The sequence below is a fragment of the Ochrobactrum sp. BTU1 genome (genome assembly GCA_018798825.1).
In the GTDB taxonomy this organism is placed as follows: domain Bacteria; phylum Pseudomonadota; class Alphaproteobacteria; order Rhizobiales; family Rhizobiaceae; genus Brucella.
The window spans coordinates 1208710-1225597 of sequence record CP076355.1 but is presented as its reverse complement, the minus strand read 5'-3'; the positions used below and the strand labels follow the sequence as shown (position 1 = coordinate 1225597).

Below are 16888 nucleotides of genomic sequence, written 5' to 3'. Positions count from 1 at the left end.
GTGCAATTTAGATGGAGCCGGATACTGGCTTAATTGTACGTCGATTTCTACAGGAGGATGAACGAATGGCATTTACGCCCAAAGGAAAACACCTTGTTGCTGGCGAATGGCTCGATGGAGCCGGCACTTTTCAATCTTCACCAGCAAGTGGGCCTGCGCATTCGTTTGCAGTCGGTACAGTCGATCTGGTGAATCGGGCGTGCGAAGCAGCCGAAGACGCTTTCTGGTCCTATGGCTATTCGACTCGCGCTGAGCGCGCCGCGTTCCTGCGTGCAATTGCCGATGAAATTGAAGCACGCATTGCTGATATCGTCATTATCGGCTCGCAGGAGACCGGCTTGCCGGAAGCGCGTCTACAGGGTGAAACCGGCCGCACCACAGGCCAACTGCGTCTGTTTGCTGACCACATCGAAAAGGGCGACTATCTTGATCGCCGTTTTGATGCAGCGCTGCCTGATCGCCAGCCTGCACCGCGCCCAGAGATCCGCCTGGTTCAGCGTCCGATTGGACCTGTTGCGGTTTTTGGTGCATCGAACTTCCCGATGGCGTTTTCGACTGCCGGTGGCGACACCGCAGCAGCCCTCGCAGCCGGTTGTCCTGTAGTTGTTAAGGGCCATTCTGCACATCCTGGAACGGGTGAAATTGTGGCTGAGGCTGTTGCAGCCGCTATTGACAAGACGGGCATTCACCCCGGTGTCTTCTCGCTCATTCAAGGCGGTCGCCGCGATGTAGGTCATGCGTTGGTTCAAAATCCAAACATCAAGGCTGTTGGCTTTACCGGCTCGCTGGCCGGCGGACGCGCACTGTTCGACCTTTGCGCAGCGCGCCCTGAGCCAATTCCATTCTTCGGTGAGCTTGGTTCGGTCAACCCGATGTTCCTGCTGCCAGAAGCCATGAAAGCGCGTGCAGAAACGCTTGGACAGGGCTGGGCCGGTTCGCTGACCATGGGCGCAGGCCAGTTCTGCACCAATCCCGGCATCGCCGTGGTTCTGGATGGTGCTGACGCTGATCGCTTTACATCAGCAGCCGTTGAAGGTCTCAAGAAGGTCGCTCCTCAGACTATGCTAACTGATGGTATTGCGCAGGCATATCATGAGGGTAAAGAGCGCTTTGATACGCGCAACGCGGTCAAGCCGCTTTATGAAACTGAGTCGTCCGGCCGTCAGGTTTCGCCGAACCTGTTTGAAACGACGGGTGAACGCTTCTTGTCGGATCATTCTCTGGGCGAAGAAGTATTTGGCCCTCTGGGGCTGGTCATCCGGGTCGGTTCGGTTGCTGAAATGGAAAAGCTCGCACGCGGCTTCGAAGGTCAATTGACGACGACCATTCACATGGATGATGGCGATATTTCATCTGCCCAGCGGCTCCTGCCAGTTCTGGAGCGCAAGGCAGGCCGGGTTCTCGTGAACGGCTTTCCGACCGGTGTTGAAGTGGTCGATTCCATGGTACACGGTGGACCATACCCGGCCTCAACCAACTTTGGCGCAACTAGCGTTGGTACAATGTCGATCCGTCGCTTCCTGCGTCCAGTTTCCTATCAGAATTTTCCGAAGGAACTACTGCCAGACGATTTTGAGTAGTCACTTTCATCAATAAAGAGGGCCCCTCCAAAGGAGGGGCCTTTTTTGCTTCCGAACGTGCTTCCGATTTCTGGAGAGCGCACGATAAACCATTTTTTAGCGATGCCTAGTCGTAGAGTGCGGCGGCCAGTTTTCGGATTGCCTCTGCAGTGCGCGGTCCAAATCCGAGCATATATGGCCCTTCCAACACCACAAGAGACTGGTTTTTCGCAGCCGGGGTTTGCTGCAACGCTTTATGGGAGAAAACGTCTTGGCGGGATGGACCGCCGTTTCCGTCGGAAAGCATCAAAACGACGTCCGGCTCGGCCTTGACGAGCCATTCTTCCGAGACTGGTTTATAACCGGAATAGACCGACAGCGGATTGATCCCGCCTGCATATCGAATGAAAGCGTCGGCGGCCGTGTCGCTACCCGCACCGCTCAGTCGGGCCAGGCCATGAAAGAAGACGACTTTCTTTTGTTTCTCCTGCGATAGCTCGCTTGCGTAAGCTGTGGCGGCGTCGAAGTCGTCGATGACTTTCTGGGTCAGAGTCTCACCCTGCTTCACAAGGTTGAGGCGTTTCGCAATAAGCCCGATCTTCTTAATCAGGCCTGAACGACTGTTATCGACTGGAATATAGAGGATCTCGACAGCTGATTGGTTAAGCACATCTGTCGCTTCCGGCGGACCAATGTCTTCGGATGCAATGATGAGATCGGTGTTGAGGGTCAAGATGCCTTCTGGCGACAAGCTGCGACGATAGCCAACATTTGTTTTATCAGTTGCTTCGCTCGGATATTTGCTGCTCCGATCAACGGCTATAATTTTGTCTCCTGCACCCAGCGCATAAATGATTTCGGTTACGTCGGGGCCGAGTGAAACGATCCGTGTGGCTTCTTTGACTTGTGCAACAGCAGTTGGTTGTTGAAAAGCGCTAAAGGCTATTAAGGTGAGTAGAAATTTTATGGTGCCGGAGGGCACACGAATGGAAAAACACACGATGATTTCACCCGATTGATACAACGATTTTGTTCAATCAAACCTATTTAAGATGAGTAAAATATTCAAGTTAAATGAGGTGGCATGACGCGCTGCTAGAGTGCTTTACGTTTCACCCAATCGATGCTTTGGATTTGCGCCGAGAATACTTTTTCACCAGACGGAAGCTTTGCTTATGCGATCTTCTTCCAGAAGAGTCGACCAAGGCCGATAACGCTCGCGCGTAATCAAGCACGAGACCGGGCGTCCAGGCCATCGATTCCGCACGTTTGCGCATCAACCCTGCCGCCCACAATTCAGGGAATACAATTGCCTGCAAAGCTCTGAAAACGGGCCATCTATATTCGCGATAAACACCCTCAAGAGCTGCATCAAGTGCGTCTGCAACTGCGCTGGAGCAATTTCTGTTCGTGAGGTTATATGTGTCGTTGGCGCGATAGTGTTTCCAAAAAGTGCGAAGTCGAGCTGCATCGATGTTTTTAATTTCAACCTGGACCGTCGAGGGGCACCATTCGCCCGACTCAACCGCATAGCTGGGGAGAAAGCGACCGGGTACGTTATTGTCTGCAGTGGCTCGTAAAGTACGGGTGAATTCGTCGGGGTTGCGGTCAATCTCGGCGGCTGGATAGTGGCTGATATATAGATCAGGCGACATTTCCAATGCAGCATGGCCGGTAGAAATTACACCGCTGCTATCGACAGCGGCGATATATCGGTTGATTGCTCGCTGTCGTAAAGACGTCATTGCGGTGCCGGTTGGCGTCCAGACATGAACGGTAAGTTGCTTACGATTTCGCGCATTGCGCTTGCGATAGAGCTGAGCTGCACGCTGATTAAACGGATTTCTGCTCAATATGCTGGTAAGAGACGCGCCATCCTCTAGACGCTTGATCCGGAATGCAATGTTCAACAGCCCAATTCCGGTTAAGACCAGCACTGCTCCGACATTGGTGCCAACCGTGCCTTCATACCATGTCGGCCAGGGTTGAAGCGTGGCGATTGCCAGTAATACTTCGACGATACCGCCGATAAGGCCAACTTTCCAGCGTGGATAACGAACGACCCAAGCACTGCCAATTCGCACAATTCCGTCTATGAGAAAGCAAAGCCCGAACAACACGGCGAGTGCGAAATTGCTCGCAGGAGTGGAGCTGATGATCAATACGCTAACACCGAGCAGGGCTACGCCCTGCACAATACGCATTCGGCGCGCAGTGCCGTAACTGGCGAAGGCTGCAAACAGGCACAGTGCGGCTTCGGGCAACAGAAAATAGCCAAAAAGCCGTGCAGAAATAACTGTTTCGCCGTCGAGTGCATCGATGATGATCAGTGCTCCGCCGATGATCCAAAGGATCGAGATCGCAAGCAATGTTCTCCAATGCCGTTGTATGATCTCCCGACCAAGCAGAAGAAACAGTATCCGTATCACCCCAGCACTCCGCAAACGGTCTAAGCCATCTTTAATAGACGGAATGACTAACGCGTTTCAACGTAAAAGGCGTCTGATCTGTACTTATTCATCAAAGCGGAAAGGCGGATTGCGAAGGATGCCAAGTTAAATAAGAAAAAGCCCCATGCGGTGGGGCTTCCGAATTGCCTTCAAATCGTCAACTGATCGCCCGTCCCACCCATATAAGGATACAGGCCCCGACAAATCCTGCAACGAGATAACCGAGCCAACCGCCAAAAGAAACACCAAGAAAGCCGAAAATGAAGCTCGCAATAGCGGCGCCGACAATACCAAGAATGATATTCATCAAGATTCCGGTATCGCTGTTCATGAAACTAGATGCGATCCACCCGGCAAGGCCGCCAATAATAATTGCAGCAATCCAGCCTACCCCTGCGTCACCCATGTCTGTACTCCGTGTCTGATACGATGATGACTGATATGTATCAGACCCTTGTTTCGACAAGGGGTGTTTGAAACGCCAACCCCGTTTTCCGAATTGGCGTTAAAATTATTAATCAGGCTTGTTCAGACGACTGTTGAGCGCCTGCTGCAGCTGTTCGATCTCAACTGAAGTAAGCTCAAGACGCGCAAATTGATCGTCCAAGAGGATGGGCAAAGTGTCATAGGGGTGAGCCGCCACAAGACCATATGTTTCGTCGTTTTTCGCGTCATAGTAGAGATAAGGTGTCTCGGCTTTGCCAAAGCTTGAGAGTATCGTCCGCTTTTTGTGGGCTGCGAGTTGCGGGATGTAGCCAACTTTAGTGCGACCCATGCTGTCTTTGCGCGACACGATCTTCGCCCAGTCAAGCGTTAGCTCTGAGGCCTTCTTACTTGCAGATATGGCCCTCGAAATCTGCAGAAAACGATTTATGAACAGTATCGAACAGCCCAACATGATGCCGACAAGGGCGATGCCGACGCCGAGGCGGTTCCAGAATTCGTCGAGTGCCAATGTGAGTGTGGCATTGTTGGGGTTCGATTTCTCAACAACCACCTCGGTCTCATAATCACCGCTAGATAGGCTCACGAAGGAAAAGTCGACGGATTTAAGCTTGGTTTCGCCCTCGTAGCGATAGGAAAGCGTTGCCTTGCAGTCAGTGATCATTTTCCTGGAACGGCAGCTTCCATCAAAAATGGTGGAATCTTCAATTATAAGCGGGTCTTTTTTGATCAGGTAATCCGAGTAAAGTCCTGGTCCCCAGAGGACTGTTACGACAAGGGAGATGATTGCGAAGGTAATGGCAAGGAATAACAACTTCCATCTATCCGCAAAGCCATGCCTTTTCACCTGAACCGGTCGGATAGGGAGAACGCCGCTCAGATCCGGCAATGTGTATTTATCATTCATAGAATTAACATCATTGGTTATTGGAGGGGGGAGGAACATCTAGCGGAGTGCTGGTGGGTCGTTGAAGGGAATTATCGTTATTTCCAGTAACGTAAAGTTACCGCCTGTGTCTTTACGGGAGGTGTCATCCGATCCTGAACTGCTGGCTCTTGAGGGGGGCGCGGCGCAGATAAGTTTATGGCGAGAGCGTCCTTCATCTCATGGAACAAATGTCCCTTCGATTGCATTCTGACAGTAACAACAACACCATAATACTGTTCTGGAGAATGTTGATGCGTCGTATTATCCTGTCTGCTACTGCCGCTCTTGCAATGGTTGCATTTGCAAACGCGCAGACTGCCACAATGACAGAGGAAACTGATACCGAAGTGTTTGTCACGGCAAAGCCAACAGATGTTTTGAGCTATAATCTGATTGGTCTCAACATCTTGAATGGAGACAATACGAACATTGGCCAAATCAAGGATCTCATCCTCTCTGATGGTCAACTTTCAGGATATATAGTGTCGGTAGGAGGGTTTTTGGGAGTTGGTGAGAAATTTGTCGTCGTCCGTCCTGATGCAGTAGACATAACCTATTTTGATGACGAAAAAAAATGGTCAGCGGTAATGAATTCTACCAAAGAGGAAATCGAAAAAGCACCGGCTTTTATTTATGAAGGTCGATGGGCTAAGTAGCAGCTCTTGCTCAAAAAGCACTTTCATCCGAGTGTGGGGGCGTCGAGCGGGAGGGTGCGATTTTAGTTTCTTGCTATGTTTGGCGAAATGACCATCGATTTCAATCTCCGACCGACCGACGATCTCATACATCTCCAATACAGGGAAGGTTGTATAGTTGAGCTCTAAATGCTGACTAGCTAGTTTTCAGATCAATGATTGAGGTTTATTGGATACCACTTTGCTCGCCTGATTTACAGTGACTGCGATCATATGAAATATATCATCGGCGCTACATCCCCGGGAGAGATCGTTTGCGGGTCTGGCAAGGCCTTGAAGCACCGGACCAATGGCTTGTGCACCGCCAATGCGCTGGGCAATCTTATATCCAATGTTGGCAGACTCTAAGTTGGGAAACACGAAAACACTCGCATTGCCTTTTAGCGGCGAAGCCGGTGACTTGGTGTGGCTTATTGCTTCGACAAATGCAGTGTCAAATTGTATTTCCCCATCGATGCAAAGATCTGGTCTGCTGGCACGCACCCGATCTGTGGCCTGAACAACTTTTGAAACCCGTTCATGCGCAGCGCTCCCGCTTGTTGAGAAGGAGAGCATTGCAACTGCGGAGTCCTTTCCAGTCAACTGCTTATAAGAGTCTGCGGATTGTATTGCGATTTCGGCCAATTCTGTACAATCGGGTTCGATGACAAGACCACAATCAGCAAAAATCAAGGCACCTTTTTTCTGATGATGTGATTGGCAGAGCAGCATTAGAAAAAAACTCGATACCAGGCTCGCTCCCTCTGCCTTGCCGATAATCTGCAAAGCATGGCGGACGACTTCGGCTGTCGTCGCGACTGCACCGGCAAGTGTTCCATCCGCATCACCTGTACGTACCATCATAGCGGCGAAACCCAGCGGCGTCCTGACGATCGCCTCTGCTTGATGTTCTGTCATCCCTCTGGGTTGCCGCAACTGATAGAGTTGCTGTGCATAGGAGGCATTTTTATTCGACGTGACCGGGTCAAGGACATTTATGCGTCCGCCACCGAGCTTTTCGATGATAATATCTTTAGAACCCAGCAGGGTAATACGCGCAATCCTCTCGTGTTCAGCACGCAATGCGGCTTCGATGATACGCGGGTCTTCGCCTTCGGCCAGCACAATGTGACCAGGCTTTAATCGGGCTTTTTCGAGAATATTTTCCAAAGGAAGCATGGCAAAATCTCATTGAAAAGCCGGGAGGAAGACCTCCCGGCAAGATCGCTAAACAGGCATTTGTGCTCGCATATCAGACTTATCAATCCCGGCGACGATAACGGGCTTTTTCATAGCGTCACGCCGGAAAGGCTCGCCCAATTCCTGATTTAGAATAACCTCGATAAAGGTCGTTATGCCGTTGGCCTGTTCGTCGATTGCTTTTTCCAATGCCTCGGTCAATGAATGTTGGGTATCGACCATGACACCTTTAAGACCGCAACCATCTGCAACCTTCGCGTAGCTTAGGTTTGGATTGAGCTCAGTCCCCACGAAGTTATTGTCGTACCAAAGCGTTGTATTGCGCTTTTCCGCACCCCATTGATAGTTGCGGAAGATAACCATTGTAATTGCCGGCCACCCAATGCGGCCGATGGACGTCATTTCGTTCATAGAGATTCCGAAAGCACCATCGCCCGCGAAACCCACAACAGGCGTATCGGGCTGTCCTATTTTGGCACCAACGATTGATGGAAAGCCATATCCACATGGCCCGAACATTCCCGGTGCCAGATATCTGCGTCCTTCTTCAAAAGTTGGGTAGGCATTGCCAATTGCGCAGTTGTTCCCGATATCTGTAGACATAATTGCATTCTTAGGCATTCCGGCCTGAATTGCGCGCCATGCCTGTCGCGGCGACATTCGTTGTTTCTCGCGCTCACGGGCATCCGAATTCCATTGCGTGCCTGGATCATCATCTTCATGATCCATCGACGATAGCTGTTGCAGCCACGCCGATTTGCGCTGGTGAATCATTTGCCTGCGTTCGTCGCGGCCGGCATTTCCAGCATTCGCTCCAAGCTGTTCAAAGATCTGTTGGGCGACCTGCTTTGCATCGCCGCAAATGCCGATCGTGATTTTTTTGGTGAGGCCAATACGGTCTGGATTAATATCGACCTGAATGATCTTGGCGTCCTTGGGCCAATAATCAATTCCGTATCCAGGTAGCGTTGAAAATGGATTGAGCCGGGTCCCAAGTGCCAGAACCACATCAGCCTTGGCAATCAGTTCCATAGCCGCTTTGGAACCATTATAGCCAAGTGGTCCAACCGAAAGCGGATGGCTACCGGGAAAAGCATCGTTATGCTGGTAACCACAACAAACCGGCGCATCGAGCTTTTCGGCCAGTGCTATGGATTCAGCGATCGCGTTGCCGATAACGACACCAGCACCGTTGAGAATAACTGGGAATTTTGCGCCTGTGAGAAGGTTTGCGGCTTCAGCGATGGCGTCGCGTCCACCACTTGGCCGCTCAAGCCGCACGATCTGGGGCAAATCAACGTCAATGACCTGGGTCCAGAAATCACGTGGAACGTTGATTTGTGCGGGCGCACAGCCGCGCCATGCCTTCTCGATAACACGATTAAGAACTTCCGGGATGCGTGATGGATCGCGGACCTCCTCCTGATAGCAAACCATATCTTCAAACAGCGCCATCTGTTCAACTTCTTGAAAGCCCCCCTGACCTATGGTCTTGTTGGCTGCCTGTGGTGTCACGAGCAGCATTGGAGTGTGGTTCCAGTAGGCAGTCTTGATGGCTGTGACGAAGCCGGTCACGCCCGGGCCGTTCTGGGCGATCGCCATGCCCATTTTACCGGTCACCCTTGTATAGCCGTCGCAGATCAGTGCGGCATTGGTCTCATGTGCACAATCCCAGAATGCAATGCCGGCCTTGGGAAATAGGTCAGAAACAGGCATCATTGCAGAGCCGATGATCCCGAATGCATGTTCAATCCCATGCATCTGCAAGACTTTTACGAACGCTTCTTCCGTCGTCATTTTCATGGCGCATACCTTTCGTTATAATTCAAAGGATCTCGTCTTTCAGCGCATACCAGCGGTACATGGCACGCTGACCTATGCGCCGAAATGGCGTCAACATGCCGTAGCTTGGCAGTTCTGATGTGAATATTGGCAGGTCCAGTTCTTGCCCGCGACCGACCATCAATTGGGCAACCCGGCGTCCCGCCTGTGCGGAATACATAACGCCATTCCCGCCATAGCCCATGGCATAGTAGATTTCCTGCTTCGGATCTGGGCGAACGATGCGGGGCATCATGTCATGACTGACGTCCACCCAGCCCCACCAGGAATAGTCGATCTTAATATCGGTCAAAGCCGGGAATTTTCGGTAAAGACCTGCAAGCAACAAGTCGTAGTGTTTGGAGTTGGGTGCGTCCGCCCCGGTTATGGCACTGCGACTGCCGATCTGCATTCGTCCATCTGGCAGAAAACGATAGTAGTGGCGAAGCGTTCGGGTGTCGGTTAGTGGGATTCCAGTCCTTAAACCACATGCTTCTCTCTCATCTGCGGTCAGTGGTCGGGTTACTACGGAATTAGACAGTATCGGCATCAATCGATGGCGTGTGAGCGAGTGAAGAGCAGGTGAAGTATAGCCCGCTGTCGCGAAGCAAACCTGCCGGGCTTTTACTGTGCCGTTTGGCGTTAGGAGGTGATAGAAATCTCCATCCTTTCGGCAGCTGAGAACAGGGCTTGCAGTATGGACCTTTGCGCCGAGCTTACGGGCCAGTCGGAGATAGCCGAAGGCAAGCTTGGCGGCATGAACTCCGATGCCATCGGGTTCGTACATCGCCCCACAGGCTTCCTGATCCCGGATAAAGCGGTCGTGGATTTCATCACGGCTCATCATCTGAGTTCGATAGCCGAACACTTCATTGAGTAAGCGGGATTCCTTGACCAGCGAAGGGACCACCTTCTCGCGGTGAGCAATATAAAGATGACCGCCATCCTGCGGTTCACATTCAATTTCTGGTTCGGCTATAAGCGCACGAAATAGATCGAACCCTTCTGAAATTTCCCTATGCAGTTTCTTTGCGACATCCACGCCCCAACGCTCAATCCATTGCGACCGTTTAAGCCGGCCGGCAGAAATCTGGGCTTGACCGCCATTGCGTGTGCTGCATCCCCATGCAACTGCATTGGCCTCAAGTATCATTGCTTTAATGCCATGATCACGAGCAAGGTGGATAGCGGCTGACAGTCCTGTATATCCGGAACCGACAATCACAACATCGGCATCGATGTCTGAAGTAACAGGACCATCATCTTCGGGTGCCGTGCCAGCTGTCCCGATCCAGTATGTTGGCGCGTAATCACGTCCTTGTCCGGGCGTCTTCGCAACCACTGGATCATAAGCAGGATCGAAGGGTTGTCTGGCGGAATATGTGTTAGTCGTGTGAGTGTTCATCGGTCGGTCCTCCAAATCACCGACGGGCGCAAGCGAGGCTTATGCCGTCAGCAAAGGCCGGTTCTTGCGAAATGCCTGTTTACGGGTGATCTTGCCGCCTCTCTGAGTAAAGAGATCGCAACCTTCTGCTTCGACACGTGCGCCGGTTGCATCCGTTCCGAAAAACGTCCACTCCGATACTGCGCGATTTCCACACACAAAATGCCTGTGTCCGTCCCAGCGGGCATCGGGCATGGCGCCCCATACTGCTGAGAATGCACTGGCGATTGCTTTTTTGCCTTGGAGGCGTGTGCCGTAAACCTCCTCGCCGGCCACGGTGTAGAACACGCAATCCTCGTCAAAAAATTCCATGATCGCTTCAATGTCATGGCGATTGAAAGCATCAAACAGGTTGGAAAATTGCTTCTCCGTAAGGTTTCCGGCAGACATTTCAGTGCTCCTTGATAAATTCCAACCTGCCCAGAAACAGGGCAAAGCTTTCCTGTGACGCGGTAATTCTGCCGCGTCGTTCCTTCAAAAACTTGGACCTTGTTGGTGGGGCTACCCGATATTCGCTGCCCTCAGATTTTACCCTTCCAGGGGATCAGCACTTTTTCCAGATGACGAATTAAAAGGTCAAAGGCGAAAGCAAATACTCCGATGACGATAATGCCCATGATGACCGTGTCACTGGCCAAGAACTGCGCGGCGTTCAGCACCATGAAGCCCAGCCCGCGATGTGCCGCCACCATCTCTGCAGCAACCAGTGTCGTCCAGCCGACACCAATACCGATCCGCATGCCTGTGAAAATTTCCGGAAGGGCCGCTTTCATTATGACCTGGGTTATAACCTGGGTTCGTGAAGCACCCATTGCGTATGCAGCATGGACCTGTTCAGTGGAAACCGAGCGGACGCCTGCTCTGGCTGCTATCGCTAATGGAGCGAAGATCGCCAGGAAAATGAGGAACACTTTCGGGAATTCGCCGATACCGAGCCAGATGATGATCAGTGGCAGGTAAGCAAGCGGCGGCAGCGGGCGATAGAATTCGATAATTGGGTCGAGAACGCCACGGCAGAATCTGCTCATACCCATCATGATACCGATGGGGACTGCTGTAACGCAGGCAATCGCGAAGGCACCAAGAACGCGGCCAAGACTGGCGAGCGTGTGCTCAATCAATGTCGAATTGGCGACGCCATCGGTCATGGCGAGTATGAATTTATCATAGACCGCGTAGGGAGAAGGCAGAAACAGTGGCCTCACCCAGCCCAAGCCTGTCACAAGGAACCAAATTCCAAGCAATAGCAGTGCTGTGACCAGACTGATAAAGCCGCTATTTCCGTCGCCGGGAGCGCCATAGATCTTCCCGGGTTTGACTGGCCGTGCCCGAGTAATGAACTCAAGCATGGGCCAGTTCCGGGTTTCCTGATGCACGTTCATCGCCATAGATAATCCCCAGAATTGTCTCACGCATCTTGATGAAGTCGGGACTGGATTTGACGGCGCGCGCGTCACCGCTTTCCAGAAAACGCCGATTGAAGTCCAGATCGTAGGTGTGAGTGATCCGTCCTGGACGCGGCGACATCACAATGAGCCGTGAACCAAGAAACAGAGCTTCTTCGACGCTGTGAGTGATAAAGAAGAACATTTTGTTGGTGAGTTGCCACACACGCAGAAGCAATTCCTGAATGGTCTCACGGGTTAGGGCATCGAGTGCTGCCATAGGTTCATCCATAAGCAGCATTGCAGGATCGCAGGTGAGAGCGCGGGCAATGCCAACACGTTGCTGCATGCCTCCTGAAAGCTGATAAACCTTATGATTGTGAAAGTCTTGCAAGCCGACCAATGCCAGATTTTGAGTGGCACGTTCGCGGCGTTGGGCTTTGGGTATGCCCTGAAGTTTAAGTCCAAACTCCGTGTTTTCGACCACATTCAGCCATGGAAGCAGCGCATGTTTTTGAAAAACGACGCCTCTGTCTGCGCCTGGCCCTCGCACAAGCCGTCCGCCCAGGGTTATCTCACCGGCTGAGGGGATCATGAAGCCTGCCATCAGATTGAGGAGGGTTGTTTTTCCGCAACCAGATGCGCCAAGTGCTACGACGAAGTCGCCGCTGTCGATCCGCAGATTGACACCTTTGAGTGCGATGACGGCTTCTTCGACATAGAGGCCTGGATAGGTCAGACTGACATTTGATATGTTCAAGGTTTCCATAGCGTCGCCTTTCGGGAACGAAGGAGTGGTTCCGGCCATTTCGCTCGCTTGCAAAGTTGCATTCACAAGGAATGCGCGGAACCATCTCAGTACAACTGGGCTCAACGAGCCTACGTTGGCAGAGTCGCTTGATTTATTTCGCGTAATTACTTTGCTGCGGCTTCGGCAAAGCTGCCATTTACATAGCCGCTGTAATCATCCAGAGCCTTGTCGAGCTGTTTTTGGTCGACGAGAAATTTTGCGCTCTGAGTGATGGACTTTAGCGCGCCGCTTTCTTTGCCTCCACCGAGCCATGTTGGAGACGCTTGCTCCTCGGCGGATGGGAAAGACAGCAGTTTTAGCGCGTCCGGTATATCAGTCGCATTGCCACCGATTAGTTTCACCATTGCTTTAACTTGGTCGGAATCTGCTGTCCATTGGACGCCGTTTGCCTTGTAGTCGGCATAGGCATTCTTAAGCACTGTCGTGAAAGCGGCCATGAATTTCGGGTTGTCAGCCGCAAAGCTCTTGTCCACAACAAGTCCGTCAAACGTTGGTACGCTTTTTTTGCCGATCTCTTCGGAATTAGCGATTTCCGTGCCGGTTTTAAGAATTTCAGAGAGCGCCGGTGGCCAGACATAGGCGGCATCGATATCACCGCGCTGCCACGCAGCAACGATCTGCGGCGGGGTCATGTTCAGAATTTCTGCGTCGCGTGGATTGATCTTCCAGATGTCACTCATCCCTACAAGAAGATGAAAGTGCGCTGTGGAGACGAATGGTACACCGATCTTCTTACCCTTCAAATCCTCAGGTTTTTCGATGCCGGAGCCTTCGCGTGCGATGAGTGCTTCTGATTTGCCGATATTGTCCAGTATCCAGAACAGCTCGAGTTCGACACCACGTGTGGATGCTGCCGCGATACCTGTCGATCCGATCACGCCGATTGGCACATTGCCGGATGCGAGTGCGGTCGAAATATCGCCGCCCGATGCAAATTGTCGCCAGTCAATCTTATATCCGGCTTCTTTGGCTGCCGCATCGAATCTTCCGTCCGCGATAGCCGTGAGAAATGGACCAACGATTTGCTGGTAACCGACGACGACGGTCGTCTCCGCGTTAGCCGCTGATGTTGAAACAGCTGCGAGCGCTGAAAATAAAATCACCCGTTTCGTGCTTGTAAAATAGTTCATGGAGTTCCCCTTCCATTTATGAACCATGGCTGACTTCGGCATGCCCGTTGACGTTTTCCGCCAATCTTCAGTTCCGATCACGAACGATAGCCATCTCCATAGATTTGGCTTATAGCCAGTTAGAACAGACAATAAGTCCAGTTCTTCGGAGAAGGTGGTTTTGCCGGGAGGGCCAGTCTAAAAAATTCCCTTAGCGGCAAAATTTTGGAGTTGGAGAATCTGAAAGAAAAACGCGACCATCAATTGTAAGCAACTGCAATGGAACAGGAGGTTCTGCATCGTTGCTGACTCTAGGAGCAAGATTTGAGGGCAGTCTCACCAACTATTTTCTTCATAGACTGCAATCGAAATACAGGATTGCAGGCGCAAATTCGTGAGACAACCGTATCTGCCATTCTGTCCGGTGCTATTTTGCCGGGTGCGCGCATGCCGTCGACACGAGGGCTGGCGGATTATTTGAAAATATCGCGACTGACCGTGACATTGGCATATCAGGAACTTGTCTCGCAGGGCTATCTCGAAGTGCATTCGCGAAGTGCTTATCATGTCTCTGTAGCGCCTCCGATCAGTCGACCGGACGAGAATTTCCTACAGGTGCCCGACATAGCGGTGGACTGGTCTTCCAAGCTGCGGCCGGGTTTCAATATCGCCAAGACCATTCGTAAGCCACTCGATTGGCGCCGGTATCGTTACCCATTTCTTTACGGGCAAATGGATCAAAGCTTATTTGATCTTTCTGCATGGCGCGATTGCGCCAGACGTGCTTTGGCGCGAGAAGATTTCGTTCTCATGGCTGGCGACTTCGCTGCTGCGGACGATGTTGAACTTGTGAACTACATACGGTCACGAACGCTGCCGAGCCGAGGTATTCGCGCAGAACCCGATGAAATATTGGTAACGGTTGGTGCGCAAAATGCGCTTTGGATTATCAGCCACTTGCTTTTGTCAAATCATTCGCATGTCGTCTGCGAAAACCCCGGGCATCCCGATATCAGCGCCACGCTTCATCTTACTGGTGCTCGTGTGTCGGCACTTGATGTTGATGAGGGTGGCTTGCCACCTGAACTGCTTCCCCGCGGGATCGATGCGGTGTTCGTTACGCCAAGCCATCAGTCGCCCACAGCTGCAACGATGTCACGTGCAAGACGCATTGCACTTCTTGAAGCAGCAGCTGAGCGCGATTTCGTCATTGTTGAGGATGACTATGAGTTTGAGATGAGTTTTCTCCAGCCGCCAACCCCGGCCCTGAAATCCCTCGACCAATATGGTCGTGTTCTTTATGTGGGTAGCTTTTCGAAGTCGCTTTTTCCAGGCTTGAGGCTTGGCTATCTCGTCGCGCCAGCAACGGTCATTCGAGAAGCGCGAGCGCTACGCGCACTGATGTTACGCCATCCCCCTGGTCATCTGCAGCGAACTGCTGCGTATTTTCTTGCGCTTGGCCACTACGACGCGGTTATTCATAGAATGCGTATCGAATACCACAAGCGCCATATTGTTATGATCAACGCGCTGCAACAGGAAGGATTGAAGATCGCCGGCAAGTCAGGTTTTGGCGGTACTTCCTTCTGGATAGAAGGTCCTGAAGGTATGGATGCGGACGAACTTGCGCGGGATCTGCGTGAGGACGGTGTGCTTATCGAATCTGGTGCGCCATTCTTCTGGAGCGACGACAGGCCGTGTCGTTACTTTCGCATTGCTTATTCATCCATTCCCATAAATCGCATTGCCGACGGTGTCAGGCTTCTTGCAATTCGAATGCGCCAAAACTCTTAGAAGCGAGCCATAACAGGGCAGCGGCTTGGCGATCAATTGCTACGCCGAGTTTTGCGATCTCGGACAATAACAAGAACCATGAACTTCGTGACTTGCGCTTTAACGCCCGAGGGTCGATTATCCCAATCGAAATGTTCACCAAGCGAGGTAGCAAATTATGACCATTTTCAAAGCATTGACGTCGATCGGCACGGTCATAGTTCTATCATTCACGTTGTCTGGTTGCGTCAGTGAATCGTACTCTTACGATGGCTATAGGGATTACGGCCCTTCATATGGCGGATACTATTCGGGGTCTGGTATTAGTTATCGCAACGGCCCGAGATATGATTCCCGCTATTATCGCGATCGTCGTGAGTATCGTTCGGACAGATGGCGGAATGATTCACGCCGCCCACGGCGCGAGCGAAATGATGCTTATGCAAGGCCTCCCGTTCAAAGACCAGTGCAGCGACCCGAGCAGGCCAGCAGGCCAGAGCAGCCTCGTATTGTTGCTCCCCGAGGAAACCAGGGAGGCTATACTGAATATTCGAACGGTATGCGTATTATTAAGAGAGAATCGCAGAACTGAACCCGGCCCCCTGATTACGTAAGAACCGGCAATCGGGTCGACGCCTTGGAGCGCTTTGACGACAGCCCATCCGTAATGGCCTTCAACACGGATGGGCCTTTGCTGCCTCCATTACTTTAGGAACTGAAGGCGAAGCCGAAATTGCATCGCTCAATGCGCCTGTCAGCTCAACAGGTGCGCTCTCTCATTGGCTTCGCGCATGTCCTTGTCGGAAAACGGGTGCCCGCTTCTCTGCGCCATGCCTTGGAGTGTAAGCGTTCGCTTTAAGTGGGCGGCTGGGAAAGAAGACCGTTTCTTTAAGGGACCATATTTACTTGAATTTGAAGCATATCATTCGCTCACCTTCGCGCAGCAAAAGAGTCATTCTTGACAAGTGTGCCCTTCCTTCACTGAGAATGCACCTAGAACGACGTCCCGTAGCTATCATTGGTTCAATTGCTAGATGAAAAAAAGTGAATGGGAAGGCGTTGTCATGCTGACTGCTCCGGATATCGGGCGCCGCGGACGCATGGCGACGTATGGCAGTGCATTCGGAATTCCGCCTGAGATCTCATTCCACATATAAGAAAAATCAGTTTCGTATAATGGAATTCCTCGAGCTCCATATACAGTATAGAGTTGCAGTACTGAGTTTCCGCCACAATTTGCGCGCGTTGCGTCTTAATACATCTATTTTAGCTGAATGATATATTAGAGGA

14 protein-coding genes are annotated in these 16888 nt (G+C 51.8%); 3 read left to right on the top strand and 11 right to left on the bottom strand.

Features of this window, described 5'->3' with window-relative positions:
• The first annotated feature begins 65 nt into the window (after nucleotides 1-65).
• Entirely contained in the window at nucleotides 66-1580 is a 1515-nt protein-coding gene (locus KMS41_17055) for an aldehyde dehydrogenase (NADP(+)) (protein QWK79202.1), read from the top strand.
• Nucleotides 1581-1686: 106 nt separating this feature from the next.
• Here KMS41_17055 and KMS41_17050 read toward each other — a convergent pair whose 3' ends face one another.
• From KMS41_17050 to KMS41_17035, 4 genes are all read right to left on the bottom strand, one after another.
• Nucleotides 1687-2559, bottom strand: coding sequence for an ABC transporter substrate-binding protein (locus KMS41_17050; protein ID QWK79201.1), 873 nt, complete (start codon nucleotides 2557-2559; stop codon nucleotides 1687-1689).
• A 112-nt stretch (nucleotides 2560-2671) separates the two neighbouring features.
• On the bottom strand, nucleotides 2672-3928 hold the full coding sequence (locus KMS41_17045) for a protease (GenBank protein ID QWK80288.1): 1257 nt from the start codon (nucleotides 3926-3928) through the stop codon (nucleotides 2672-2674).
• A gap of 238 nt (nucleotides 3929-4166) precedes the next feature.
• Nucleotides 4167-4415: a GlsB/YeaQ/YmgE family stress response membrane protein gene (locus KMS41_17040; GenBank protein ID QWK79200.1), complete on the bottom strand. Its 249-nt coding sequence runs from the start codon at nucleotides 4413-4415 to the stop codon at nucleotides 4167-4169.
• A 108-nt stretch (nucleotides 4416-4523) separates the two neighbouring features.
• The gene (locus KMS41_17035; protein ID QWK79199.1) at nucleotides 4524-5360 is read right to left on the bottom strand and encodes a hypothetical protein; all 837 of its coding nucleotides are present in this window, start codon (nucleotides 5358-5360) and stop codon (nucleotides 4524-4526) included.
• 272 nt (nucleotides 5361-5632) lie between these two features.
• On the opposite strand from KMS41_17035, the gene KMS41_17030 reads away from it, so the two are divergent.
• Nucleotides 5633-6037, top strand: coding sequence for a PRC-barrel domain-containing protein (locus KMS41_17030; GenBank protein QWK79198.1), 405 nt, complete (start codon nucleotides 5633-5635; stop codon nucleotides 6035-6037).
• Between the two features lie 186 nt (nucleotides 6038-6223).
• Here the strand turns inward: KMS41_17030 and pta are convergent, their stop codons facing one another.
• The 7 genes from pta to tauA all read right to left on the bottom strand — a co-directional run bounded on the left by pta (nucleotide 6224) and on the right by tauA (nucleotide 13846).
• Nucleotides 6224-7234, bottom strand: a complete 1011-nt coding sequence (gene pta / locus KMS41_17025) for a phosphate acetyltransferase (GenBank protein QWK79197.1) — start codon at nucleotides 7232-7234, stop codon at nucleotides 6224-6226.
• A gap of 48 nt (nucleotides 7235-7282) precedes the next feature.
• Complete coding sequence (xsc, locus tag KMS41_17020; GenBank protein ID QWK79196.1) at nucleotides 7283-9058, bottom strand: sulfoacetaldehyde acetyltransferase; 1776 nt, start codon at nucleotides 9056-9058, stop codon at nucleotides 7283-7285.
• 22 nt (nucleotides 9059-9080) lie between these two features.
• Nucleotides 9081-10481 carry an FAD-binding oxidoreductase gene (locus KMS41_17015; protein ID QWK79195.1) on the bottom strand — a complete coding sequence of 467 codons (1401 nt, stop codon included), beginning with the start codon at nucleotides 10479-10481 and terminating at the stop codon, nucleotides 9081-9083.
• Nucleotides 10482-10520: 39 nt separating this feature from the next.
• Nucleotides 10521-10910, bottom strand: coding sequence for a nuclear transport factor 2 family protein (locus KMS41_17010; protein QWK79194.1), 390 nt, complete (start codon nucleotides 10908-10910; stop codon nucleotides 10521-10523).
• Between the two features lie 131 nt (nucleotides 10911-11041).
• Nucleotides 11042-11869 (bottom strand): ABC transporter permease subunit, encoded by an 828-nt coding sequence (locus KMS41_17005; GenBank protein QWK79193.1) that lies wholly within the window; start codon nucleotides 11867-11869, stop codon nucleotides 11042-11044.
• The gene (locus KMS41_17000; protein ID QWK80287.1) at nucleotides 11862-12674 is read right to left on the bottom strand and encodes an ATP-binding cassette domain-containing protein; all 813 of its coding nucleotides are present in this window, start codon (nucleotides 12672-12674) and stop codon (nucleotides 11862-11864) included. Before KMS41_17000 ends, KMS41_17005 begins: the two co-directional genes overlap by 8 nt.
• 146 nt (nucleotides 12675-12820) lie before the next feature.
• Nucleotides 12821-13846: a taurine ABC transporter substrate-binding protein gene (gene tauA, locus KMS41_16995; GenBank protein ID QWK79192.1), complete on the bottom strand. Its 1026-nt coding sequence runs from the start codon at nucleotides 13844-13846 to the stop codon at nucleotides 12821-12823.
• A gap of 303 nt (nucleotides 13847-14149) precedes the next feature.
• Here tauA and KMS41_16990 point away from each other — a divergent pair, with 303 nt between their 5' ends.
• The gene (locus KMS41_16990) at nucleotides 14150-15619 is read left to right on the top strand and encodes a PLP-dependent aminotransferase family protein (GenBank protein QWK79191.1); all 1470 of its coding nucleotides are present in this window, start codon (nucleotides 14150-14152) and stop codon (nucleotides 15617-15619) included.
• Nucleotides 15620-16888 lie beyond the last annotated feature (1269 nt).

Bases quoted from the DNA above. Each gene is read 5' to 3' on its own strand.
- tauA (QWK79192.1), bottom strand. From the start codon at position 13,846: ATGAACTATTTTACAAGCACGAAACGGGTGATTTTATTTTCAGCGCTC.
- KMS41_17055 (QWK79202.1), top strand. From the start codon at position 66: ATGGCATTTACGCCCAAAGGAAAACACCTTGTTGCTGGCGAATGGCTC.
- KMS41_17030 (QWK79198.1), top strand. From the start codon at position 5,633: ATGCGTCGTATTATCCTGTCTGCTACTGCCGCTCTTGCAATGGTTGCA.
- KMS41_17000 (QWK80287.1), bottom strand. From the start codon at position 12,674: ATGGAAACCTTGAACATATCAAATGTCAGTCTGACCTATCCAGGCCTC.
- KMS41_17015 (QWK79195.1), bottom strand. From the start codon at position 10,481: ATGAACACTCACACGACTAACACATATTCCGCCAGACAACCCTTCGAT.
- xsc (QWK79196.1), bottom strand. From the start codon at position 9,058: ATGAAAATGACGACGGAAGAAGCGTTCGTAAAAGTCTTGCAGATGCAT.
- pta (QWK79197.1), bottom strand. From the start codon at position 7,234: ATGCTTCCTTTGGAAAATATTCTCGAAAAAGCCCGATTAAAGCCTGGT.
- KMS41_17040 (QWK79200.1), bottom strand. From the start codon at position 4,415: ATGGGTGACGCAGGGGTAGGCTGGATTGCTGCAATTATTATTGGCGGC.
- KMS41_17010 (QWK79194.1), bottom strand. From the start codon at position 10,910: ATGTCTGCCGGAAACCTTACGGAGAAGCAATTTTCCAACCTGTTTGAT.
- KMS41_17035 (QWK79199.1), bottom strand. From the start codon at position 5,360: ATGAATGATAAATACACATTGCCGGATCTGAGCGGCGTTCTCCCTATC.
- KMS41_17005 (QWK79193.1), bottom strand. From the start codon at position 11,869: ATGCTTGAGTTCATTACTCGGGCACGGCCAGTCAAACCCGGGAAGATC.